Here is a 22,967-nt window from a genome sequence, read left to right as displayed (position 1 = left end):
GTATCCCCCTGCAAGGAAGCAGCCCGGCCGAAATACAGCTCAAATCCATGCAGACCGCCTTCTTGCTTCTTCATTAAAAAACCGCCATAAACCCGTTGCCGGATTTATGACGGTTCGGTTTATGACGATTCCAAATCTGCTCCTCTTGAGGAGATTTACAAGGCTGCTGCCTGCTCCTTCGGTGCTGCAGCGGATTCTTTCCGCGTATGGGAAAGGAAATAAAGCAAAGTTAATGCTGTAAAAATAACGGCATAAACGAGCAGCAGCTCAAGCTGATGCCACATCAGGCTGAAATCCCCGCTGGCGATTACGGCCTTGAATCCCGCTACCGAATGGCTCATCGGGAGCCAAGGATGGATCGGCTGCATCCAGTCCGGAAGCAGTTCTACCGGGAAGGTTCCTCCGCTTGTTGTCAATTGGAAGATCATCAGCAGCACCACCACGAAGCGGCCCGGCTGATCCAGCCAGGTTACGATCGCCTGGATCACCATCATAAAGGCGAAGCTCGTTATAAACGTAAAGAGATAAAACCGCGGCACGCTGGCTACTTCCAGACCTACAATGCTGTGGACGATGAACGCCGCCACCAGCGACTGGAACAAGCTCATGGCTCCGAAGGTCAGGAACCGGCTGACGAAACGCTGCCAGCCCGAAGCCTCTTCTACGGAAGTGCCTCTCATGGAGAGAATTATTGTAGAAAGCAGCGCGCCCACAAACAATCCGAGAGACAGGAAATAAGGCGCAATTCCTGTACCGTATTGGGTGATTTTGCGGCTGTCGTTCTCATTGACATCAACCGGCTGCGCATACATAGTCACCACGTCGTCGCCGCTCTTGACCTGGGCCGTTTGATCCGCCGCATCATTCAGCTTGCTGGCGAGCTCGCCTGAACCGCTGACCAGGTCCTGCATGCCGCTGTTCAGCGTGCCCGCTCCTTCATCCAGCTGTTTAGAGCCGTCAGCCAGCTCGCTGACTCCGCTGTCCAGCTTATCCACACCGCTCTGGAGAGCAGCCGTACCGGCAGCCAGCTGGCTTGCCCCGGCTGCAACCTTTTGGCTGCCAGCTGCGGCTTCCGACAGCTTAGTGCCGAATTCGCTCATCCCCTGGGTGAGCTGCGGACCCGCTGCTTTCAGCTTGTCAGCGCCCTGAACCAGCTGCTCTTCCCCGCTCACCACCTGGTCGCTGCCAGCGGCCAGCTTCTCATTCCCTGCTACCAGCTGGCTGCTGCCTTCAAGCAGCTGCTTCTGGCCGTCCTGCAGCTGCTGGGTTCCTTGGGCAACCACCTGGCTTGCCGCGAGAAGCTTCTGCATGGAAGCATCCTGGGCTAACGCCGGGTTGGCTTGCATCGCCTGCTCCAGCCCCTGGGCTACACTTTCAGCTCCCTGCACCAGCTGATCCGTGCTGCTGACCGTGCTCTGCAGCCCCTGCTGCAGCTGCTGGCTGCCTTCCAGCGAGGAGTGAATACCTTGATTCAGCTGGGTATCCGCTGTCTGGGTTTGCTGTAAGCCATCCGCAATTTGAGTGACCCCCTGCACAGCCTGAGCTGTTCCGCTTTCCAGCTGCTTGTGGGCCGAGCTCAGCTGATCCAGACCGCTGGCCAGGCTTGACGTTCCGCTCTTCAGGTCCTTCGCACCGCTGTTCAGCTCCGAAACCCCGCTTATCAGCGGGCTAACCCCGTCGCTCAGCTCTGTTGTACCCGCAACAAGCTTGTTCAGGTTCTCCTTGAGCTTGGCTGTACCGTCCTCCAGCTTGCTGGCTCCTTCCTGCAGATCTCCAGCGCCGTCTCCCGCCTGTGCAAGACCGCTGGAAAGATCCTCTACTTTGCCCAGCAGGCTCTCCGTATAAGCCTCCGTTACTTTCGCGGAAACCTGGGATTTGATATCCTTAACCGCACTGTTGCCGATCTGGCCCGCGATAAAGTTGTAATCCCCATTGGGCTCATAGATCAGCTCTGCAGGCTGAGGATCGTCCTCCATCAGCGTTGTTGCCTGTGCCGAGAAGTTTTCCGGAATCGTTATCTTCATATAGTACTCATTATCGGTAATGCCTTTGTCGGCTTCTTGTTCACTGACAAACTGCCAGTCAAATTCCTTATTCTTCTTCAGCTCGTCGACCAAATCACTGCCGATGTGCAAAGACTCTCCTTCATAATCGGCTCCTTTGTCCATGTTGACTACTGCGACCGGCAGATTATCAAGATGGCCGTAAGGATCCCAGAAGGCTGCAATCAGCATGCCGCTGTACAGAATAGGAACGAAGATAACGGCAATAAACGAAATGATATTCAGCGGCTTCTTCGCCCCGAATTTCATGTCTTTAAAAAAGACAGATATCGCCTTCATGAGAGGCTCCTCTCCTTTGCTCCAAAATCATTTTTCTCTCTTTATCGTGCTTGCTCCGGCTTATCAGGGCCTGGGCGCAAAGCCTTCGCCCAATATCATGCGGAAGTAATGTTTAATTTCCTCTTTATCCAAAGCATCGTGCTGTTTGTTCCAATCCAGACTTAAGGCAATGTACAGCTTCATCATAATAAAAGAGACAATCTTCGGATCGGCAGCGATCATTTCTCCCTGCTGAATCGCCTGCATCACCTGCCGCTCGATATACTCAAGGATGAGATTCTCCACCCGCTGCATCGCTTCCTGGGCCTGAACCGTACCAAAGTCTCTTACTTCCTGAGCCATCTTGACGAGCAGTCCGTGCTCACTGCGGAAATCGAGCAGGGCGTCGAGCCCTTTATACAGCTTGTCAAAGAACGTCTGATCCTGCTGAATTTCTTTCAGCACCACATTCTTCATTTCAGCAAGAACAGAACGAAGGATCTCGTCAAACAATTCTTCCTTATTCGTGAAAAAGGTATAGATAGTTCCTTTCCCGACATTGGCGATCTTCGCCACCTGATCCATGGTAGTCGCCTTATATCCGAACAGGGAAAAAGATTTGGCGGCCGCCTCCAGCACCTGCTTCCTTCGGTCTATGGCAGGCATCGCTTTCCTCCTTTCCTTACGTATTCCTAAATCAATTCCTAAATCAATTCCTAAATCAACTTCCGGTCAACTGATACCTAGTGACCTGATTTCCGATAAACTGACCAAATTTCAAATTCGGTCAGTCGGTCAACCGACAAACATCACTTTACCACTTCTTAAGCGAAGGATCAAGACGGCCAGCCGGAATTTATACAAATATTATTTATAGAAGGTATGATTGCCGATTGTCTTCGTTATTTTCTTGTGATTATGCACGCTGAGATCCGTAGCCAGCTTCAAGGAAAGGAAATAGTACGTATCGTCGCTGACTTCCTTTCGCCCGCTCAAAGCATCGGCTACCGCCTTGCGGGTATCCTCATTCGGCTGGACACGGTTAAGACGCCCGTTTGCCACCGGGCTGAACTGGTGTTTTTCATAAACGACATCATGAATGGTATCGGGATAATTGGCTGACCGCAGCCGGTTTAGGACAACATTGGCGACTGCCACTTTGCCCTCGTACGGTTCGCCTTCCGCTTCTGCCATGACAATTTTCTCAAGGAGAAGCAGATCCTCTTTCGTCACGGTGTAGGTTTTGACCGCTTTGTCCTTGTCTTCCTTGGAAAGAAGCGATGTCCGTGTAAAGAAAAGAGTGATTGGGGGGTTGAGATCTGCTGCGGGTGCCGCAGATGCTTCAGGTGTTGCAGCTGCAGTCTTCACTGCAGCCTGCCGCTTTGCTTTGGCAGCTGCCGCTGCTGCGGCTGCGGCCTTGCCGGCATCTGCAGCAGCATCTGCAGGTTTGCCGGGATCATTTTCGCCGTATGTATTTTGGGGCAGCACAATTCCCCTGCTCTTCGCCGCAAAAGACTGGACAGGCAAATTCGACAGCAGCCCGGACCGGGCGTTCAGACTTCCGGCGGAACCGGCAGCAGCAGTGCTCGCGTTAACGGACAGTCTCTCTATACCGGGAACAGCCGCCGCTTCAGCCTTGTTCCTTGGCTGCTGGACGTTCCACAGCAAACAAAATATCCCCATGCAAATAAAAAGGGTGCTGATTAATATAATTACAAATTTATGATGTTTCAATAGTTCCATCTTATCCTCCCTGCTTCGGCATCTCTACTTTTGGCTTTCCGGCCGAAACCTCCCGTTTGGCGGGAGCCGGAATGCTTTCTCTTCTATTAACCACTCTCTCTATGTAACCCAAACTGGCAGGTTTGAATAATTTCTCCGAAGAATCGACAAAAATATCCCTATTCCTGAGGGGGTATGAACAAGAAAAAAGCTGATGACCCTGTCAGGGGCCATCAGCTTTTTCCGCTGCTTTTTCAAAGCTTATTTAGCTTAAATCTTATTTTACTTAAATCTAATTTTACTTAAATCTAATTTTACTTAAATCTATTTTAGCTTAACTCATATTTATCTTAACTCTCCGTCAATCCGCACAAGCTTAGTCGTCATTCCTCTGCCTTGCTCTGGCTTCGCCGCCCTTGCGGCCCGCCTCTTCCCTGCTCATTTTACCGTCGTCACCGTCATGCGGAGCGCTTCCGCCTTTGGAGCCGATTTCCTGGTAAAATTCCTTGTCATGCGAGTCGGAAGTCGCTTCGCCGCCTTTGCGGCCGATTTCCTGATAAAAATCTCTGCCATGTGATTCAGAAGTCGCTTCGCCGCCCTTGCGGCCGATCTCCTGATAAAACTCTTTATCATGGCTTTTTGCCGTAGCTTCTCCACCCATTCGGCCTGCTTCTTCACGGCTCATTGGTCGATTATTTCTTTGTGCCATTTAGAATCACTCCTTATCAAGGTTTGTTGTACTAGCGGTACGGTATAATATTAAACTTCCCGCCGGGGGTGAAACGTTATTTCCAAAAATAAAAGCCCGGAATGGCTTCCGGGCTCATCGGGTGCTGCTTATACAGCAGGCGTCTTTCTGCTTTCAAAAATAGCAGTGTCATGGATACGGACATATTCACGCGCTACCGGCACATAGGTTTCTTTATCGATCAGAAATTCGCTGCCAACGGGTTTGCCGTTAACCGTTACGGTTATTTTTGTAAAGCCAAAATTAGGTTTGTTCATTCTGTATACTCTCCTTCCGGGCTCCAGGGAGCACCGTATATATTCGTCTGCAGCTTCGCAGTTTATCAGCGGTCGGGCTTGAGATTAAATTACCCAGCCAGCAATAATCGAAACAGGCCGGTGTATGCAAAAAAGCTCCCCAGCCTTGATCAGGCGGGGGAGCTTGCTTATTTTTCACATCTAATTATTATTGTTCCTAACGGTTTATTATTTGCCCAGGTAAGCATTCAGCATCCAGACTTGTTTGTCCAGATCCTTCTTAATGCCGAGCAGCAAATCGGAAGTCGCCTGGTCACCAGCCTCTTCAGCGGCCTTCATGCCTTTCTCCAGTTCCCCGGCTACAGACTGAAAGTCGCTAATTACAGCAGCCACCATTTGATCCGCACTTTCGGTGCCTGCCGCTTCCTTAACGCTTGCTGCTTCCAGCACTTCCTTCAGCGTAGCAACCGGCTTGCCGCCAATTGCCAGCAGACGTTCAGCGATGTCGTCCAAATAACCGGCAGCCGTATCATAGAGCTCTTCAAATTTGGCATGGAGCGTAAAGAAGTGATTGCCCTTCACATTCCAGTGGAAATTATGCAGCTTTGTATACAGTAAAGTCCAGTTTGCTACCTGCAGGTTTAATTGCTGTTCAACGGCTTGGTTTGTTGTTACGGTACTCATTTGTCTTCGACCTCCATTTGGATTTCATTAGATAGGGAAACGGCTGTCACAGGACAGTCTGTTCTTTAGTAATTTCTTTCTGTTCTTTAGTAATACTTAGTGATTATTTTAAATTTAGACTTATTCTAAATCCTGTTTCAATCATAACACTCTTTATCTGAAATAGCAATATGAGAATTCCACTTTCTGCAAGCTCCCTTTTATTGTGTGCAGAGGCACGCGGGTTTTATGCTTAGAATTCCTTGATGTTCAGCTTTAGCTGCTCGAGGGCACGCTCCAGGCTGCGGATTCCGTTCTCCACGATGGTGCGGTCTACTGCGTTTGTGTTGTCGGCCTTCGCGCGCTGAACGTTAAGCAACCGCCGTTCTTCCTCCCAGTTGGACTGCCGGCGCTGCATTTCTTTGTATTTGTCCAGCAGATCGGTAATGATGTCATAGAAACGTTCATAATCTACAATGATATCGTCCAGGAAGCTGTCTACCTCTTCCTTGTCATAGCCGCGCATTTTGGCATCAAAATCTTTCTCATGTATGGTGAGCGCATCCAGCTTGATGCCCAGCTGCTTGAATAAGCTCTGCTGATCCTCCAGTTTGCGGTTGTAATTATCCTGCATGTTTGTCCCTCCATCGATCAATGTCTAATAGCAATGTAATGTCTTATAACAATGTATCATATTCCCGCAGCATAGCAAAAAACGCACTGCCAATCCTGCCCCGGCCACCAGCAGGAAAACAATGCGCAGCAGGCGCTTTAGAGCGCGCCAGACTAACAATGGGATTGTATCATTTCTTCTCTTGAGCCGTCTCCTCAATAAGCGGGCCTGTTTCAGGCTGCTTGTCGCCAGCCGAATCCCCGCGGACGCTCCGTTTAAATTCCCGCAGCATCGTACCGAAGCTGCGTCCAAGTTCGGGCAGCTTGCTGGGGCCAAACAGCAGTAATGCCGCTATCGCGAGCAGCAGCAGATGGGAAGGCCGAAGCAGATTTTCCAGCACGGGTAGGTATCCCTCCTCACATAATCTGATTCTGATTATACACTTTAACGCTCCGAAAAGATAACATTTGTCTGTTCGACACCTTTCTGTCAGAAACACAATCTGGGCTCAGGGCATATGCTGTGTTGAAAGTTAAGCAAAGGAGCGAACAACATGTCTTACCATTTGCTGGCTATTCTCGCCATCGGCCTGGCCTCCAATCTTGACAACGCAGGTGTCGGAATTGCTTACGGCGTCCGAAAAATCCGCATCCCCTGGTATTCAAACCTCGCCGTCGCCCTGATTTCCTTTCTCGGAACGCTGCTGTCCGGAATGTTCGGCAGCCTGCTCTCCTCCTGGGTGCATCCCTGGATCAGCAAGATTGCCGGCTCTGCGGTTATCATTCTCGTCGGAATCTGGGTCCTGCTCCAATCTTCTATAGAACAAAAGAGTAAAGCCCCCTTGCCGGAAGGTGCAGGAAATTTTGCCCGGCTGCTCCGCAACCCGGAGGAAGCGGATAAGGATCTGTCGAACACCATCAGCCTCAGTGAAGCGACTGTACTGGGAATTGCACTGGCTATGAACGCGCTGGCCGGTGGCTTTAACGCGGGCGTAACGCAGCTGAACATCTGGCTGACTTCGCTTTCGGTCGGCATCTTCAGCTACCTGCTGTTTGCGCTCAGCTTCTGGTTTGGCAAGAAGTACGCCGCCGAAAAGCTCGGCAGCCGGGCAACGGTCATATCCGGCATACTGCTTATTCTGATCGGGCTTGCACAAGTATGGTAGCCGCCCCTTCCACGAGCGCGGAATGATAAAAGTTACGTACAGGCCGCCCGCTTCCAATAACGGGCTTGCGGACGGCCGCATTCCATTCTGCTGGGTGAGCAGCTGAATGAAGAATTTTTCCCATTCACATCCCAAATACTGGAATTCTTCTACTATAATAGAGGTGACAGCCAGAGGTTGCAGGAGGATCAATCCTGGAGGTGTGATTATGGAATGGTATATCCGGTACAAAGAAGATGTAAGATGGGCTTTCGATCAGGCAAAGGATCAAATACTAGGCTGGGAGGAGCCTTTCCGGAGGCAGGCCCTTCATTATTTGGAGGGCTTTGATATTACGAGGAGAGAAGTTCCAACCAACTATATCTCTTTTCTCCTGCCTTTCTGGATGGAGGAAGCATCCGGCCAGAGCCGGTGTCTCAGCAGGCAGCTCTCTACTGCCAACCTGTTCGGGATGATGTCCTACCACCTGCTGGATGAAGCGATGGACAAGCCCGGGACACCGATTAATGAAGTACAATCTAATCAGGCAAAGCTTCATCACACGCTGGCTCTTGCCGCCATGCTGCATACGGAGTTTACACAGATTTACAGCCGCATTTTTCCGGCAGCATCCCCATTCTGGGGCTATTTTAGAACCTATCAGTCGGAATGGGCAGCCGCTGTAACCGGAGAATTAGACCGGGACTGGCTTCATGAGGACCCCTTGAAAATGGGCCACAAAGCCTCTTTAGTCAAGCTTGCCGCAGCTGGAATGCTGCTTCTGGGCGGTCTTGCAGACGAAATTACGGCAGCAGGGCTGGCTCTGGACCATACGCTGATGCTGCTGCAAATGCTGGATGACTGGGAGGATTGGAACCTGGACATAGAGGAGCTGAGCTATAACAGCCTGGCTGCTATGGCCCATAAGGAGTTAGCGCTCCCGGCTGAACACAAGATCACTTACATAGAAATGAGAGAAGCCCTGTACACGCGCGGCGTCCTGTCCCGTTATGCCGATAAAGCGGCGGAAGGCCACGATGCAGTTGCTAAGTCGGCGGCTTTGGTTCCTGAGCTTTACGAGTTCTACCAATTTCTGCTGGACAATTTACAGGCCGGAGCGGCCCAGATTGAGAGAGAGCAGCTGCTGCTGCTCGGCGGCGGGCTGCAGTACTGGCTGACAAAACAATTGTAAAAATTGGTTATATATTCAAATTAAATCTAGCAAACTAACTCTATTAATGCTAAACTAAAAAGGAAATTATACCCAATTTTGAAAGGATGATGTAAGATGTCAACAGGTGTTCTTCTTCAATCCCAGCTTATTCAGAAGGCCTGGCAGGATCCCACTTTCAAAAACAAACTGCTGTCCGACCCCAAAGGAGCCATTCAGGAGTTTCTGGGCTTCTCTCTCCCTGATCATATTTCAGTGAGAACCGTCGAAGAGCATCCGGATGAATTTTACCTGGTGCTGCCTCCGAGCCCTTCTTCAATCGTACAGGATGAAGTTCAGCCTCAAGCGATGTGGAATTCTGATTCTGTTAAATAAGTCCTGAAAGCATAAGGCACCGCAGCTGCCCCGGTTGGTTTCCGCCCTCAGTTCTTGCCTGACGGAAACCGGAGCACGGCTTCGGTGCCTTTTCCTTTTTCACTAGTAAAATGAATACTCCCCTGCATCGCCTCGATAATCCGGAACGTCACCATCAAACCTAAGCCTGTCCCTTTGGTCTTATTCGAGAAATACGGCTCCCCCAGACGCCCGAGCTCTTCCTCCGTCATTCCTTCTCCATTATCTCTAATATGAATGAATACCTGGTCCTGCAGTTCATAAGCCCAGACCTTGATTTCGCCCTCCACTGACCTGAACGACTCAATGCTGTTCTTGATCATGTTGACACAGGCCTGCTTAAACTTGGACGAGCTTCCCATAACATGGATTGATTCGGGTATGGATACCTCTATTTTGCCGCCCACCAGATGAACCATCGGCTTTAAGATTCCTTCGATATGCCGGAATTCTTCACTGACGTTCAGCTTCTTGATTTTACTTCCTTCAGGCTTGGCAAAGGTCAGAAAGTCCGTGATGATTCCCGACGCGCGGTCCAGCTCCTCCAGAGCCAGATCCAGATAGACCCGCTCCTGGGTCTGCTGCTCCTTCTCTAATAGAAGCTGAATGAATCCCCGGGTCACCTGAAGCGGATTTCGGACCTCATGGGCCACCGAGGCGGCCAGCACGCTGATGATCTCCATTTTCTCGGAGCGCTGCAGCTCATTATTGAACATCTCCAGCTTCCGGGAATACTCCACAACCTGCTCGTGGTTTCGGGCAAACCGCCGCCCCAGAATAATGATAAGCGAAATGACAAAGCAAAGCGTGCCCCATTTCCACAGCACCAGACGGTAGTCTTCCCCGCTTGCATAATAGAGGATCAGCTCTGTAATGCCTGTCACGGCAAAAATGGCAAATCCGATTGTAAAGATAAGACCTTCGCGGTTGCCTTTCAGCGCATTGATAACAGCGTAAATCACCAGGATCAGCAGCTGGGCGATCATGACGTAACCTAATAATGTTCCCGTAACCTGATCATAAAGATCTCCTATCGAAGAAGCCGTAAGATGATCAAGCAGGAGAAGGCCGAAACAAATGACGGAAAATATCGTCTGGAAGATCCGGCAGACCCGGATGAGGATGACGTATTTTTCTTTATCAAAAATCTGCTCCACATAAAAGATAAACACAGGCACAAAGATAAACAGCGCAGCGTCGAACAGATTATAATAGAAGGCTTCATACCGGCTGTAGAAGTTATACAGAAACGGTGAATACGTAATGATAATAACCCCGATGCACAGAATGACAATGGCCAGCGAGAGCCAGCTCTTGAAATTCCCTTCTGTCAAAAATAAGGCGCACAGCAGCATGATCACGGCTATGAATACAAATGAGCTGCCTAAGATAAAGTCCGATAAATCCTTCTTGACAAAGATGACAAGCAGGGAGTCGAATCCGCCGATCAGCACGTTTTCATTTAAACCAAGCCTATCGCCGTTTGAAGCGACGCCGATATACAAGGTCTGCAGCCCGGCGCCATCCTCCGGCTTGACGGGAAGCAGCAAATTATTGGTATCCCGGCCGCTCAAATGATTCCCGCTGTAGAGCACCTTGTTATCATAAATAATTTTAACCCTTTCTCCATACAGCTGCCTGAGTATGACCGCTGTATTGCTGGGGTCAGCCGGAAGGGACAGCCTGATCCAAAGGGAGTTCGTCTTATTCGGGTCCGTACTGCCCGGCGGATACGGATTCAGGGCGTCAGCCTGTATCCACTCTCCCGAATTCTCCAGCTCCTGTTCCGTGATATCCGGTTTGAGCGAGTTCACCTTCCATACCTTCCAGGAATTAATTTGCGCAGCTTGCTTGTGAGCGGTTAAATCCAAGGCAGGCAGAATGACGGCTCCCATGATTACGATAACTAACAATATAATGAAACTCTTTAAAAAATACTTCATTCGCCACCCCTGAGCTTTCCTATAGCTATGAAAACACAATTTAACATTTTCAAATTTTTCCAGCAGGGTAAATAGACCCTACCTGCTGGTTCATTAAACCAAAGGCTGTTTATTTAAGAATCAAGGATAGGTCTGCAGAAGCAGGCCGCTAAAGGAGGAGAACGCAATGATTGAAACTCGCGACCAACGTGAAACAAGCGACGTGGACGTGGAAAGAAGAGAAATTCATAAACACTCGGATTCCAGTAAGGTTGCTTCTACCTTTATCAAGTATGCGGCTTATATTGTTCTATTTTTTGGCTTTCTGTATTTTCTGGTCAGATATGTGTTTCCAAAGTTCTAGGTTGTAAAATGCGGTTGATCCCAGTAAAAAATGGGCAAACTCCAACCAGGAAATAATCCGTTATTTAGAACTGGGAGGTTTATCCTATGGGCCATTATGATGACAAGTTTGATGAAATGATTGAATTTAAAGGACAAGGCGAATCATCGCGCAGCAATATTGAGGACCCGCTCAATAAAACCTATGGCGACCGAATGTTTGAGCAGTATGAGCTCCTGGCTGATTATAATGAAGAAAATGATATTCCAGGTGATGATCTGCTGCCTCACGATTCACGGATCACCCAAAGCTTAAGCTCGGATGACAAGACTGATCAAAATACCGAGCTGCTGGAGCAGGGCACGCTCCCGGATATTCCGGATGCGGATGACATTCAGCCGGACAGCCCGGTGGATGCGGCCGCCCAGCCCGTTGACCTTGTGCACGGCACTGACCTCATTAACGGCGCTGGCGCCGATGAAGACGATGCCCCTGCCCTAGGCGGGCCAGGGCATGACGAACGTTCCTGACAAAACAAGCACCGCCGGCTTAGCCGCGGTGCTTGTTTGCTATTGTTCCCCTGCAATCCTTCCGCCTGTTCTCCTATTCTATAGTAAAACGGCTGATCAGATTATTCAACTCGTCCGCTTTGTTCTTCAGCTCCTCAGTTGAAGAAGCGACTTCCTGCGCCAGGGCAAGCTGTTCCTCTGCAGAAGCGGAGATCGTTTCGGTATTTCTGGCATTGTCTCTGGAGAGCAGCTGAACAAGGCTGATTGCTTCGTCTACACTGCCTGCTTCCTCTTTCATTCGCTGCAGCTTGTCCGAGGAAGACTGAATGCTCTGCGCCAATCCCTGAACCGTAACCAGTATATGGTTAAAGGCCGTCTCTGAGGTTTGCGCTGCCTTAATTCCATCTGTAACGGAAGTCGACACATACGCCATTGAAGAGCGTGCACCTGTCATTTCCTCCGTAACCCGTGTAATCAGGGACCGGATCTGATCCGCAAATTCTGCCGAATTCTCCGCGAGCTTCCGAACTTCTGCAGCAACAACCGCAAAGCCCCGGCCCTGTTCACCCGCTCTCGCGGCTTCAATGGAGGCGTTCAGCGCGAGCAGGTTCGTCTGCTGGGCAATTCCGGCCATCACACTTACGATGCTGCCTATTTCTTCTGTGCGTTCGCTCAGCCCGGTAATGACCTGGCCTAAATCATCGACATGAACATGTATGGAACCCATTTTGTTCGTAGTAGTCGCTATGGCTTCATTACCTTCTTGGGCAAGCTGGGAGGTCACGTTCATCATCATATGAACCTCGCCGATTTCATTCGCGATCTGCGTTACCTCTTCTGTCAGATTGCGCACATTCTGCGCCCCTGCTTCCATGCTCTCAACCTGCTTCTCACCGCCGGATGCAACCTCCTGAATAGCCTCGGTAACCTGAGTAATCGAGGTTTTGGACTGTTCTGCGCCCATGGCCAGCTGTTCAGCCGACAGCGACAGGCCTTCGGACGTATTGCGCACCATTACAATCGTGTCCCTGAGATTATCAACCATCCGCTGGAAGTTGTCCGCAAGCTCCCCGACTTCATCCCTGGAATCGATCTTCAGCTGCTCATTCAAGTACCCTTGTCCAATCCGGTACGTAGACTGCTTCAGCTTGATAATAGGCTTCAAGATGGAACGAATAACCCAAACAATGAGCAGACCGCCCAGCACTACTGCCGATAGGATGACCCACAGGGTCGTCAGTCCGATCTGCCGGCTGGCTCCGTTTATTTCTTTATTAAAAATCGTTCCTCCTATTTTCCATCCCGTAAGGCTGTTCGTTGCAAATATCATCTTCTTGCTTTGATTGTTATAGGTGTAGGAGAATTCGCCGCTCTCGCCGGCATACATGCTGTTAATGAAATCGCCCTTCTCCTCCTGCCCGATATCATCGTAACCCGGATGGACAATATAATGATGCCCGCTGTCGAGCATAATCACATATCCCTCTTTGCCAACCTTCAAATCTGCCAGCGCTGCCAGGGAATCCAGGTTCAGATCGATGCCGATAATCCCTTTGCCGTCGGACAAGCCTCTGGTGATGGAGACGGAGGACTGGCCTTCAGGCGTCTGGAAAACCGTAGAGACAATCGTCTTGCCCGGGTTCTTAAGCGCGTCTATGTATCCCTGCTTCTTTCGTTCATCCGTGTCCGATTTCGCATTCTCGGCTCCGTGCCGGCTGACCCCATCATCACTTACGGTATAAACATCCAGAACATCATAATGGGTTTTGACGTATTGCGATAAGCTTTCCTGCAGATTCTTGCCGCCGTCCATCATCCCCTGAGCCGCATCCGTCCCGCTGGTGGAATTCGCATAATAAGCAAGATCGCTGAACTTTGCTGTCAAGCTTCCCGTTACAATGTCATTGACGGTGTTAACGCTTTCAGTGGCGCTGTCAACAAGTTGGCTCTTCATCTCACTCCCTGCCGAACGGTAGGTGCTGTAGCCGATATACAAACTCGGGAGAAGCAGAACAGCCAAATACGATAAGATCATTTTCTTCTTAATTGAAGAGCTCCAAAATTTCCGCGTGAATGTATTCATGTCGTCCCCCTTTTATCTGTAAAAATACTTGGCGGCAGGCCGCCTTGCTCGCTTGATTGATTTTCGACAGGCAGCGTCAAAATTCCTTCTGAACTTTGATTTTTCTTTAAAGCGCTCTCAGCAGTTATTCCGGTTTATTCTGCAAGCAATGTCGGTTATGATAGTAATATCGACAAATTTCAGCTGATGCTAAGGAGGATCTTTTTCACATGAAACGCCGTACCCTTGTTTGGCCAGCCATGCTTGCTTTGATGCTGGTCCTTACACTCGCTATTACCGCCTGCGGTAATAATACAAATTCCGGGAATGCAGCCAATTCGGGGAGCACAACAAGTTCTGCTCCGTCGACTGACAGCAGTAACAGCAGCGATAACAGCAGCGCTTCGTCGGAAGCCGCAGCTTCGGCAGCCCCTTCCAGCAGCGCCTCAACCGAGGTTGAGCCGGACCCGGCCTTCACTTCTTCAGACAATCCGGTCGTTACCATTCAAATGAAGAGCGGAGACACCATTGAAATTGAGCTTTATCCCAAGGCGGCTCCAAATACCGTTAACAACTTTATTTCCCTGATTAACAAAGGATTCTACGACGGCACCAAATTTCACCGCGTCATTCCAGGCTTTATGATTCAGGGCGGCGATCCGCAGGGCAACGGGACAGGCGGTCCTGGCTATTCAATCGCCGGCGAATTCACTTCCAACGGTGTACAGAATACACTGAAGCATACCCGGGGCGTCATTTCCATGGCTCGTGCGCAGGATGTGAATTCTGCCGGTTCGCAGTTCTTTATTATGGTAGCTGATGCCGATTATCTGGACGGGCAGTACGCCGCCTTCGGCAAAGTCATCAAAGGAATGGCTGCTGTAGATGCGATCGTCAATCTTCCGCGGGACAGCAACGATATGCCGGATGCCAACGATCTTGATGTCATGAGCAAAGTGACGGTTGATACCAAAGGCAAAACGTATCCGGAACCTGAAAAATACGGCTCGAAATAAGCGAATAAGAGCGTATCCCCTGCTCCGTTCGGAGTTCCAGATACGCTCTTTTTATTTTGCTGCCGCATATTTGTACGCAGTCCTTGTTGATTTCTCTCAATGAGGCGTTTTATAATGCCTTTATGAACTGGAATTATTTTACTTATAGAGAAGGGAAAAACATGTTTGCTGATTTTTTAAAAAAACAGAGTCCAAATCCAGGCTCTATTATCATTGCTGCTTTATATGGGGGGTTAGGAGAATATTCAGGAGTCTATGCAGGAGAACAAGGAATCATTACTTTAGTTAACGGCCACACACCTCAATTAATGGACATGGAGCAATTCTGCAGACTGCACTCAACTACATTCAACAGTGAAATTTATATGGCATACGCTTTGTTCAAGAGATGCCCGATCAGCTTTCCAGAAGCGGCTCAAAGAGCCCTACATACCTTATCCAACAACAGTTACAAAACGATGCTGATGAACAGCCATCAATATTGTTCCGGATGCATTACAGGGAATTACGATAACGAAGATGTCCAGCTGCACGAACTCAAGAGAACGATTAAACAATCCTATCCTAAGCGGCATTATTGGCATAAGCTTCATCAGTAGTACACATAATGAATACACAGAATGAACTGCGGCAAGAAACGGAATCAGTATTGGAATCGGTAATGGAAACGGAATCGGATAGAAGCAGACCAAAAGCCTCCTTATCACAGGGAGGCTTTTTTAGTCGTTATGATTTTCGCTTGGCTGCAACATCATCATGAGCCTGGCGGAATTTCTTAGTCTGCGCGGCATGCAGGAACCCGCCGATGCTGTAGATGAAGATACTGCCCACTATACACCCTATACCGCTCATCAGGTACATATTACGGTCATTGAAATCAGACAGGCGGACAAGAACGAGTACGATGCCTACAGCTAAAATGATCCAAGCGATTGTACTTAATGCCAAAGCAAAATAATGTCCGTTTTCCCGCATTTCTTTTCTGCTCTTGAAAGGATATATTCTAGCGGCCATTTCTAATCACTCCCGGTCTAGTTATACAAGTTGTCTGCTGATTTCTTCGCAGTGCCTTTGTTACTGTATACTAACCGTTTCCTGAAGAAATTAAACATGGTACTAAATGCAAAAAGCCCTGCCGGAACAGCTTTCTTCCAAACAAAAGACCCGCATGAAATCATGCGGGCCTTCACCAAACTTAGTATCCGATTTTGTTGACTTCCATGATCCAGATCGAACCGCCGACAACCGTAACCAGAATGATAATGCCAAGGACAAGCCCCATAACGTTCCAGCGCGGCTTCTCGGTTTCACGCAAGTGCATGAAGAAGAAGAGCTGAACCAGAAGCTGAAGGACTGCAGCAATCATAATGACAACGAACGTCGCCGTTCTGGCCATCAGATCGTTCATTACGATGACCAGAGGAATGATGGTAAGCACGATGGATAGTACAAAACCGATAACATACGATTTTACCGAACCGTGTGATTCGTGACTTTCGTGACCATGTGTATTAGGCTGCGCCACTTACATCACCCCCATCAAATAAACGATCGTGAGCAGGAAGATCCAGATAACGTCCAAAAAGTGCCAGTACAAGCTGATCAGTGTGACTTTACCTTTTGTCGTTTCCGTAATTCCGCGTCTGCCCAGCTGAATCATAAGACCGATCATCCAGCATAGACCAACAGAAACGTGGAGTCCGTGCGTGCCGACCAGGGTAAAGAAGGAGGATAAGAATGCACTTCTGGAGAAGCCGGCGCCTTCATTTACCATTTTGACAAACTCGTTGACCTCAAGGCCAACAAACGCTGCACCCAGGATGGCTGTAACGACCAGCCATCCGATTAATTGACTCTTCTTGCCGCGGTTCATGGCGAGAGTCGCCAGACCGCTTGTAAAGCTGCTTGTCAGGAGGATAAAGGTTTCCCAAATGACTCCCGGCAGTTCAAACAATTCTTTGCCGTCAGGTCCGCCCGCCGTATTGTTGCGCAGTACGATAAACGTCGAGAACAATACAGAGAACAGGATGACGTCGGAAATCAGGAAGAACCAGAAGCCAACTACTTTAAGGTCGTTGGGATCGTGATGACCGTGGTCATGGTCTGCAGCATGATTTCCTTTGTGTGCCACAGTTTGTGCCATTATACAGACCCCCTTATTGCCTCTTCGGTGCGTTTAACCTCATCAACAGGGATATAGTAATCCGTGTCGTAGGAGAAGGAACGTGCAATCATACAGATCGCTACACCGAGCATGCCTGGGATGTAGAACCACCACCAGTCGAATACAAAGCCGAAGCCAGCTACGAACCAAGCCAATCCCATGATAGGCGGGATGATAGAGTTCTTAGGCATATGAATCGGTTCAATCGGTGGAAGCGGATCATCCGCGATTCCTTTGGCGCGGCGTTCTTTCGTTGCCCACCAGTCATCAACCGCATGAACGTGCGGAGTAATCGCAAAGTTGTACTCCGGAGCCGGAGAAGCTGTAGTCCACTCAAGCGTACGGCCATCCCAAGGATCGTTGCCGACTTTCTTGTGCTTGAATGTGCTGTACAGGATTTGGGCTACTTGGAACAAGAAACCGATACCCATCATGAGGGCGCCGATTGTAGAGATAAAGTTGAGCGGTGCCCAGCCGGTATCCCAGGTGTATTCGCTGATCCGGCGGGTCATACCCATCAAACCGAGCGAGTACTGAGGCATAAAGCATACGTAGAAGCCGATGTTCCAGAACCAGAACGCCCAGACGCCCAGTTTGTGATTCAGCTTGAAGCCGAACATTTTTGGCCACCAGTAGTATAGGCCTGCGAAATAACCGAACACTACGCCGCCGATGAGAACCTGGTGGAAGTGCGCGATCAGGAAGTAACTGTTGTGGAACTGGAAGTCAGCAGGCGCAACTGCGAGCATAACCCCTGTCATGCCCCCGACCACAAAACATGGAATAAAGGCAATGGTCCACATCATCGGCAGCTCAAACCGGATTCGGCCGCGGTACATCGTGAACAGCCAGTTAAAGATCTTAACCCCGGTAGGGATCGCGATTATCATCGTGGTTATTGCAAAGAACGCATTGATATCTGCGCCGGAGCCCATCGTGAAGAAGTGATGCAGCCAAGTGAAGAAGGATACAATACTGATGACGAGCATGGCGAATACCATGGATTTGTAACCGAAAATGGACTTGCGTGAGAAGGTCGCCACGACTTCGGAGTAGATCCCGAAGGCCGGAAGCACAACGATATATACTTCAGGGTGACCCCACATCCAGAACAAGTTGATATACATCATCGGGTTGCCGCCCATGTCCAGCGTGAAGAAATGGCCTCCCGCAAAACGGTCGAGGAACAGCAGCGCCAGCGTTACAGTCAGAATCGGGAACGCCAGAATAATGATGATACAAGTTGCAAATACGGACCAGGAGAACATAGGCATCTTCATCAGAGTCATGCCTGGTGCACGCATTTTAATCAATGTAACAATAAAGTTGATACCTGTTGCCAGGGAGCCGATACCTGAAATCTGGATACCCCAGATATAGAAGTTCTCGCCTACGCCTGGATTATGCATAAGCTCTGACAGCGGCGGATAGCTGGTCCAGCCTGCGTCCGGCGAACCGCCGATAACGAAGGACAAGTTAAACAGCATCGCTCCGACGAAGAACAGCCAGAAGCTGACCGAGTTCAGGAACGGATACGCAACGTCGCGCGCTCCGATCTGAAGCGGGATAATGATATTAAACAAACCGAACATAAGCGGCATCGCCATAAAGAGGATCATGATCGTGCCGTGAGTTGTAAATACCTGGTTGTAATGTTCAGGCTCCAGGAACTTAATGCCCGGGAGCGCAATTTGCGTCCGCATCATGATCGCGTCCACACCGCCGCGGAACAGCATCAGCAGGGCGGCAAGAATGTACATGATGCCGATTTTTTTGTGGTCAACCGTAGTCAGCCAGTTTCTCCACAGCCAACCCCACTTCTTGAAGTAGGTCAGCACTGCAAAAATCGCGATCGTCGCAAGTACGATGGATACGTCCGCGCCATAGATGAGCGGATCCCCTGTAACGAAGAACCACGATGCGAAGTCTTTAATCGAATCTAGCATGTAGGGTCTCCTTCCCTTTCATTCATTGTACCGGTTGAGATGCACTCAACCCGCTTGTAACCTGTCCGGAGCTGAATCCCGGCAGGCTTGAACCCATTCCTTCTTGTTTCGTGCCGTCCGTAGAATCCTCGGAGTCTGCGTTCTCTCCGTCTACTACGTATTTGTAGGCAATCTTGCTGTACAAGCCTTCAGGGAACGAAGAATATTCCGTTTCACCCATTACGCCAGGCTTGGCCAGATCCGCATAGCTTGCTTCGGTAATCGTGCTGCCGGTATTGCCTTTGACCTTCTGCACCCAGCTGTCATAATCAGCCTGCGATACAGCGTTGACGTCAAATCGCATCTGGGCAAAATGTTCGCCGGAGAAGTTCGCTCCGGTGCCAAAGTAAGTACCGACTTCATCCGCCTTCAAATAAAGCGTCATTGACATGCCGGACATCGCGTAGATCTGTCCGCCGAGCTGCGGAATCCAGAACGAGTTCATCGGAGCGTCAGCCGTAATTTCAAAGCGGACCGGTACTCCTTCAGGAATCGTCAGTGTATTGACCGTAGCAATGTTCTCATCCGGATAAAGGAACAGCCATTTCCAGTCAAGGGAAACAACCTGAACCGTCACCGGCTTCTGCTCAGCATCAATAGGCTTCGACGGCTCAAGCGCGTACGTATAGCGTGCCGTTACCACCGCCAAAGCGATGATGATGATAATCGGAACGCCCCACCATACGGTCTCCAGCACTTTACTGTCATGCCAGTTTGGGGAATAAGCCGCCTTGCGGTTCGGTTTGTCGCGGTAGCGCCAAACGATGACCGCAGTCAGGATCAGAACAGGAACGATGACAACACAGCAGAGCAGCGTCGTGATAATAATCAGTTCCTTCTCCGATTGACCCACAGGACCCTTAGGGTTGAGGACAAGGTAGTCCGCTGTGAAGAACATTCCCCAGATCAGCACTCCCAAGGTGACCAGGGTAACAACCACTGTGATCAGCGTTCGAAGCGATCTTGGTTTTTTATCCATCTTTTCCTCTCTCCTTAATTATGCCTTAGTAACTTTGTAACGCCGGATATTGTGGATCTATCAAGATACACAATGCATCATCCATTACCTTACCCTAATAAGATAGCAGAAAACAGTCATTTGCACTGCTTTTTTAACAAAATTGTCGATATTTTATTTCGTTTTTGTGATTTATTTCTCAATGTTTTTGCGTCATCTCATCTTATATTCTTGCTTTAACTGTAACAAACTATACTTTATAACCCGGATTTCAGCTTAAAAAAAATGCCGCCGCCAAGCCGTTTACCGGCTCTGCAGCGCTTATTAACCACCGGATCCGCGTGATATAATACTTCCGTATTTAATCCGGTTTCGAAATAAGGAGTGTTTGACACATGTTATCGAAGGAGACTCTTCCTCCTTTAAGTCCGATAGATATCTGCATGCTGGCTGGAAAAATTATGCTCCAGAGCGGTGCCGAAACTTACCGGGTTGAGGATACAATGATTCGGATCGCCCAGGCGGTGGGTCTGTCCAGCTCGCACAGCTATGTGACGCCTACGGGCATTATCTTCCAGGCGGGCGGTCCGGAAGCGGCCAAGCTGATCCGGATTGCCGAGCGGACGACAGACCTGGAGAAGGTCGCATCGGTGAACAGCATTTCACGGAAGCTGGTCTCCGGGGAGATCGGGGCGGAAGAAGCGTCCGATCTGCTCCGGCAGATCGACAGCTCTTCCCACGCTTACCCGGTCGGCCTGCAGATTGCGGCCGCTTCGATCGCCAGCGGCTGCTTCGCCATTATGTTCGGCGGACAGGCCCGGGATTTCATCCCGGCTCTGGTCAGCGGGGGGCTTGGCTACACCGCGGTCCTCTTTTTCCACCGGCTGATCAAGGTAAAATTCTTCGCGGAATTTACGACTTCCCTGCTTATCGGCCTTGTCTCCTATCTATTTATCTACCTCCACATCGGTCTTGAGCTCGACAAGATTATTATCGGCTCTGTGATGCCTCTGGTGCCGGGGCTGCTGATCACGAATGCCGTCCGGGATTTGATGGCGGGACATCTGGTTTCAGGCCTGTCACGGGGCGCAGAGGCGATGCTGACCGCTTTTGCAATCGGTGCGGGGGTCGCAGCAGTGTTTACATTTTTATAATTAATGAGGGATTTTATGTACTACATTACGCAGTTAATTACCAGCTTTATCGCGTCTGCCGGCTTCGGCATTATCTTTAATGCTCCTAAGCGGACTCTATTTCAATGCGGCCTGGGCGGTATGATGGGCTGGATTATTTACCTTGTGCTTGACCCGCATTACGGAACTGTGATCTCGACGGTTGCCGCCACCTTTATCGTCGGGGTGGTCAGCCAGGTCTCGGCGCGGATCTACCGGATGCCTGTCATCATCTTCAGCGTGGCCGGTATCATTCCGCTCGTACCCGGCGGCCTGGCCTATGATGCAATGCGCAGGTTTGTGGAAAATGACTATAACCCCGCAATACAGCTGGCTGCGCAGGCCTTCCTGATCTCCGGCTCCATCGCCATCGGGCTGGTCGTATCCGAGGTGCTGAACCAGCTGCTTCTGATGGGACGCAGCTCCCGCAGCAAATGAGTTCCTTGTAATAGTAATAGGAGCTATTGCGGCAAAAGAGCTATTGCGGCGAGCAGTGCAGCGGACAGGTTAACATAGGCCAATAAGGTGTCATAAGTTAAGTTACTTGATTTTTTATAGTAGATCATATACGCTGGTTATAGACACCGAAGACTTAGCCGTGCACGCAGACCCGGGGGGTTGTGTACACTTCGCAGCATCGGAAGAATCGGAGGGATTAGGAATGGAATTAAAAGGCATACACCACGTTTCGGCCCTGACCGCCAAAGCGCCGGCCAACTATGATTTCTATACAAAAGTGCTGGGGCTTCGGCTGATCAAGAAGACCGTCAATCAGGACGATGTGAGCATGTACCATTTATTTTATGGAGATGAGCGGGGCAATCCCGGAACGGAGCTGACATTCTTCGAAATGCCGATGGCCGGACGCAACCGGGACGGCAATGACAGCATCTCCGCTTTGTCCCTTCGGGTTCCAAGCGATGCTGCCCTTACCTACTGGGCTGACCGGCTGGATCAGTCCCAGATTGAGCATGAGGCTATCATTCCGCGGGCAGGCCGGCTGTCGCTGGCGTTCCGCGACTTTGAAGGCCAGCGGCTTATCCTGGTTTCGGATGAGCACAACAAAGGAACGGCCGCCGGCATGCCGTGGGAACACAGCCCTGTGCCTGCCGAGTACGGCATCACCGGACTTGGCCCCGTCAAGCTGACGGTGCAGAGCAGCGGCCCGACCTCGGCCGTGCTGACCGAATTGCTGAATTTCCGGCGCACCGGCAGCTTCCCGAATCCAGACGCTCCGGATCAGCCGGACGTCGTTGTATTTGAAACCGGGGAAGGCGGCAGCGGATCGGAAATTCATCTGGAGGAGCGCCATGATCTGCCGCCTGAAAGGCTTGGCCGCGGCGGTGTTCATCACGTCGCTTTCCGGGTTGACAATGATGAAGAGCTAAAACGCTGGATTGAAGCCATTCACAGCGCCCGCTTCCCGAATTCCGGGTACGTTGACCGGTTTTATTTCCACTCGCTGTACTTCCGGGAACCTAACGGAATTCTGTTCGAGCTTGCAACCGATGGCCCGGGCTTTGATACGGATGAGGATTTCGCGCATTTGGGCGAGTCACTGGCCCTGCCTCCCTTCCTCGAGCCGAAACGCACTCAAATCGAAGCGCTGCTCAAGCCGCTGAATACGGCTGACGGCCGCTGACAGGTAAGTTTGCTGCATTTTTACAGCGTGTAAAAATATAAAATCCCCTGCCGCAATAGGTACGATACGCTGCGGCAGGGGATTTTTCCGTTCGATTTCATTCAGTCCAGTTTCATGCAATCCAGTTTCATTCAATCCAGTTCGATTCAGTTCAATTCATTCCGTTCAGTCCAGCACGATAGA

The 22,967-nt window shown here is 50.2% G+C and carries 25 protein-coding genes; 11 read left to right on the top strand and 14 right to left on the bottom strand.

The features are described from left to right. Window positions 1–155: 155 nt before the first annotated feature. The 8 genes from FCN15_RS09120 to FCN15_RS09090 all read right to left on the bottom strand — a co-directional run bounded on the left by FCN15_RS09120 (window position 156) and on the right by FCN15_RS09090 (window position 6,703). Entirely contained in the window at window positions 156–2,342 is a 2,187-nt protein-coding gene (locus FCN15_RS09120; protein ID WP_138494694.1) for a YhgE/Pip domain-containing protein, read from the bottom strand. Window positions 2,343–2,405: 63 nt separating this feature from the next. Continuing rightward, entirely contained in the window at window positions 2,406–2,987 is a 582-nt protein-coding gene (locus tag FCN15_RS09115) for a TetR/AcrR family transcriptional regulator (RefSeq protein ID WP_138494693.1), read from the bottom strand. 201 nt (window positions 2,988–3,188) lie between these two features. Beyond that, a complete protein-coding gene (locus tag FCN15_RS09110; RefSeq protein WP_238996586.1) occupies window positions 3,189–3,989 on the bottom strand; it encodes a cell wall hydrolase in 801 nt (266 codons plus the stop codon). A 430-nt stretch (window positions 3,990–4,419) separates the two neighbouring features. Beyond that, window positions 4,420–4,752: a KGG domain-containing protein gene (locus FCN15_RS09105; protein ID WP_138494691.1), complete on the bottom strand. Its 333-nt coding sequence runs from the start codon at window positions 4,750–4,752 to the stop codon at window positions 4,420–4,422. Window positions 4,753–4,880: 128 nt separating this feature from the next. After that, the gene (locus FCN15_RS19295; RefSeq protein ID WP_203232112.1) at window positions 4,881–5,048 is read right to left on the bottom strand and encodes a hypothetical protein; all 168 of its coding nucleotides are present in this window, start codon (window positions 5,046–5,048) and stop codon (window positions 4,881–4,883) included. Between the two features lie 207 nt (window positions 5,049–5,255). Next, window positions 5,256–5,711 carry a Dps family protein gene (locus tag FCN15_RS09100; protein WP_138494690.1) on the bottom strand — a complete coding sequence of 152 codons (456 nt, stop codon included), beginning with the start codon at window positions 5,709–5,711 and terminating at the stop codon, window positions 5,256–5,258. A gap of 232 nt (window positions 5,712–5,943) precedes the next feature. Then, window positions 5,944–6,324: a DivIVA domain-containing protein gene (locus FCN15_RS09095; protein ID WP_138494689.1), complete on the bottom strand. Its 381-nt coding sequence runs from the start codon at window positions 6,322–6,324 to the stop codon at window positions 5,944–5,946. Between the two features lie 169 nt (window positions 6,325–6,493). Continuing rightward, window positions 6,494–6,703 (bottom strand): twin-arginine translocase TatA/TatE family subunit, encoded by a 210-nt coding sequence (locus FCN15_RS09090; protein WP_138494688.1) that lies wholly within the window; start codon window positions 6,701–6,703, stop codon window positions 6,494–6,496. A 153-nt stretch (window positions 6,704–6,856) separates the two neighbouring features. On the opposite strand from FCN15_RS09090, the gene ytaF reads away from it, so the two are divergent. From ytaF to FCN15_RS09075, 3 genes are all read left to right on the top strand, one after another. Continuing rightward, window positions 6,857–7,468: a sporulation membrane protein YtaF gene (gene ytaF, locus FCN15_RS09085; protein ID WP_138494687.1), complete on the top strand. Its 612-nt coding sequence runs from the start codon at window positions 6,857–6,859 to the stop codon at window positions 7,466–7,468. Between the two features lie 208 nt (window positions 7,469–7,676). Beyond that, window positions 7,677–8,639 carry a hypothetical protein gene (locus tag FCN15_RS09080; RefSeq protein ID WP_138494686.1) on the top strand — a complete coding sequence of 321 codons (963 nt, stop codon included), beginning with the start codon at window positions 7,677–7,679 and terminating at the stop codon, window positions 8,637–8,639. A 96-nt stretch (window positions 8,640–8,735) separates the two neighbouring features. Further along, the gene (locus tag FCN15_RS09075) at window positions 8,736–8,993 is read left to right on the top strand and encodes an NHLP leader peptide family RiPP precursor (protein WP_138494685.1); all 258 of its coding nucleotides are present in this window, start codon (window positions 8,736–8,738) and stop codon (window positions 8,991–8,993) included. Window positions 8,994–9,040: 47 nt separating this feature from the next. Here FCN15_RS09075 and FCN15_RS09070 read toward each other — a convergent pair whose 3' ends face one another. Then, window positions 9,041–10,924, bottom strand: a complete 1,884-nt coding sequence (locus FCN15_RS09070; RefSeq protein WP_238996585.1) for a sensor histidine kinase — start codon at window positions 10,922–10,924, stop codon at window positions 9,041–9,043. Window positions 10,925–11,120: 196 nt separating this feature from the next. On the opposite strand from FCN15_RS09070, the gene FCN15_RS19290 reads away from it, so the two are divergent. After that, window positions 11,121–11,297: a hypothetical protein gene (locus tag FCN15_RS19290; RefSeq protein ID WP_203232111.1), complete on the top strand. Its 177-nt coding sequence runs from the start codon at window positions 11,121–11,123 to the stop codon at window positions 11,295–11,297. Window positions 11,298–11,383: 86 nt separating this feature from the next. Beyond that, the gene (locus FCN15_RS09065; protein WP_138494683.1) at window positions 11,384–11,806 is read left to right on the top strand and encodes a hypothetical protein; all 423 of its coding nucleotides are present in this window, start codon (window positions 11,384–11,386) and stop codon (window positions 11,804–11,806) included. Window positions 11,807–11,879: 73 nt separating this feature from the next. On the opposite strand, the gene FCN15_RS09060 is transcribed toward FCN15_RS09065, so the two are convergent. Next, complete coding sequence (locus tag FCN15_RS09060) at window positions 11,880–13,868, bottom strand: methyl-accepting chemotaxis protein (protein ID WP_138494682.1); 1,989 nt, start codon at window positions 13,866–13,868, stop codon at window positions 11,880–11,882. Between the two features lie 209 nt (window positions 13,869–14,077). On the opposite strand from FCN15_RS09060, the gene FCN15_RS09055 reads away from it, so the two are divergent. From FCN15_RS09055 to FCN15_RS19175, 3 genes are all read left to right on the top strand, one after another. Then, window positions 14,078–14,863 carry a peptidylprolyl isomerase gene (locus FCN15_RS09055; RefSeq protein WP_138494681.1) on the top strand — a complete coding sequence of 262 codons (786 nt, stop codon included), beginning with the start codon at window positions 14,078–14,080 and terminating at the stop codon, window positions 14,861–14,863. Window positions 14,864–14,946: 83 nt separating this feature from the next. After that, window positions 14,947–15,462 (top strand): hypothetical protein, encoded by a 516-nt coding sequence (locus FCN15_RS09050; RefSeq protein ID WP_203232110.1) that lies wholly within the window; start codon window positions 14,947–14,949, stop codon window positions 15,460–15,462. A 157-nt stretch (window positions 15,463–15,619) separates the two neighbouring features. After that, window positions 15,620–15,781 (top strand): hypothetical protein, encoded by a 162-nt coding sequence (locus FCN15_RS19175; RefSeq protein WP_162515329.1) that lies wholly within the window; start codon window positions 15,620–15,622, stop codon window positions 15,779–15,781. A 277-nt stretch (window positions 15,782–16,058) separates the two neighbouring features. Here FCN15_RS19175 and cyoD read toward each other — a convergent pair whose 3' ends face one another. From cyoD to cyoA, 4 genes are read right to left on the bottom strand one after another with little or no spacing between them, the layout of a single operon-like run. Continuing rightward, window positions 16,059–16,388 (bottom strand): cytochrome o ubiquinol oxidase subunit IV, encoded by a 330-nt coding sequence (cyoD, locus tag FCN15_RS09040; RefSeq protein WP_138494678.1) that lies wholly within the window; start codon window positions 16,386–16,388, stop codon window positions 16,059–16,061. Further along, a complete protein-coding gene (gene cyoC / locus FCN15_RS09035) occupies window positions 16,389–17,006 on the bottom strand; it encodes a cytochrome o ubiquinol oxidase subunit III (protein WP_138494677.1) in 618 nt (205 codons plus the stop codon). Further along, window positions 17,006–18,973, bottom strand: coding sequence for a cbb3-type cytochrome c oxidase subunit I (locus tag FCN15_RS09030; protein ID WP_138494676.1), 1,968 nt, complete (start codon window positions 18,971–18,973; stop codon window positions 17,006–17,008). Before FCN15_RS09030 ends, cyoC begins: the two co-directional genes overlap by 1 nt. Before the next feature lie 22 nt (window positions 18,974–18,995). Then, a complete protein-coding gene (cyoA, locus tag FCN15_RS09025) occupies window positions 18,996–19,991 on the bottom strand; it encodes a ubiquinol oxidase subunit II (RefSeq protein ID WP_138494675.1) in 996 nt (331 codons plus the stop codon). Window positions 19,992–20,365: 374 nt separating this feature from the next. Between cyoA and FCN15_RS09020 the strand changes: the two genes are divergently transcribed. The 3 genes from FCN15_RS09020 (at window position 20,366) to FCN15_RS09010 (ending at window position 22,784) form a co-directional block, all read left to right on the top strand. Then, a complete protein-coding gene (locus tag FCN15_RS09020) occupies window positions 20,366–21,124 on the top strand; it encodes a threonine/serine exporter family protein (protein ID WP_138494674.1) in 759 nt (252 codons plus the stop codon). A 15-nt stretch (window positions 21,125–21,139) separates the two neighbouring features. Next, complete coding sequence (locus tag FCN15_RS09015; protein ID WP_138494673.1) at window positions 21,140–21,580, top strand: threonine/serine exporter family protein; 441 nt, start codon at window positions 21,140–21,142, stop codon at window positions 21,578–21,580. A 223-nt stretch (window positions 21,581–21,803) separates the two neighbouring features. After that, a complete protein-coding gene (locus FCN15_RS09010) occupies window positions 21,804–22,784 on the top strand; it encodes a ring-cleaving dioxygenase (RefSeq protein ID WP_138494672.1) in 981 nt (326 codons plus the stop codon). Window positions 22,785–22,967: the final 183 nt, after the last annotated feature.

The sequence above is a fragment of the Paenibacillus pinistramenti genome, from assembly GCF_005869875.1.
GTDB lineage: Bacteria > Bacillota > Bacilli > Paenibacillales > Paenibacillaceae > Fontibacillus > Fontibacillus pinistramenti.
Note: the sequence above shows the minus strand (reverse complement) of the source record. Positions and strands in the feature narration are given on the sequence as shown.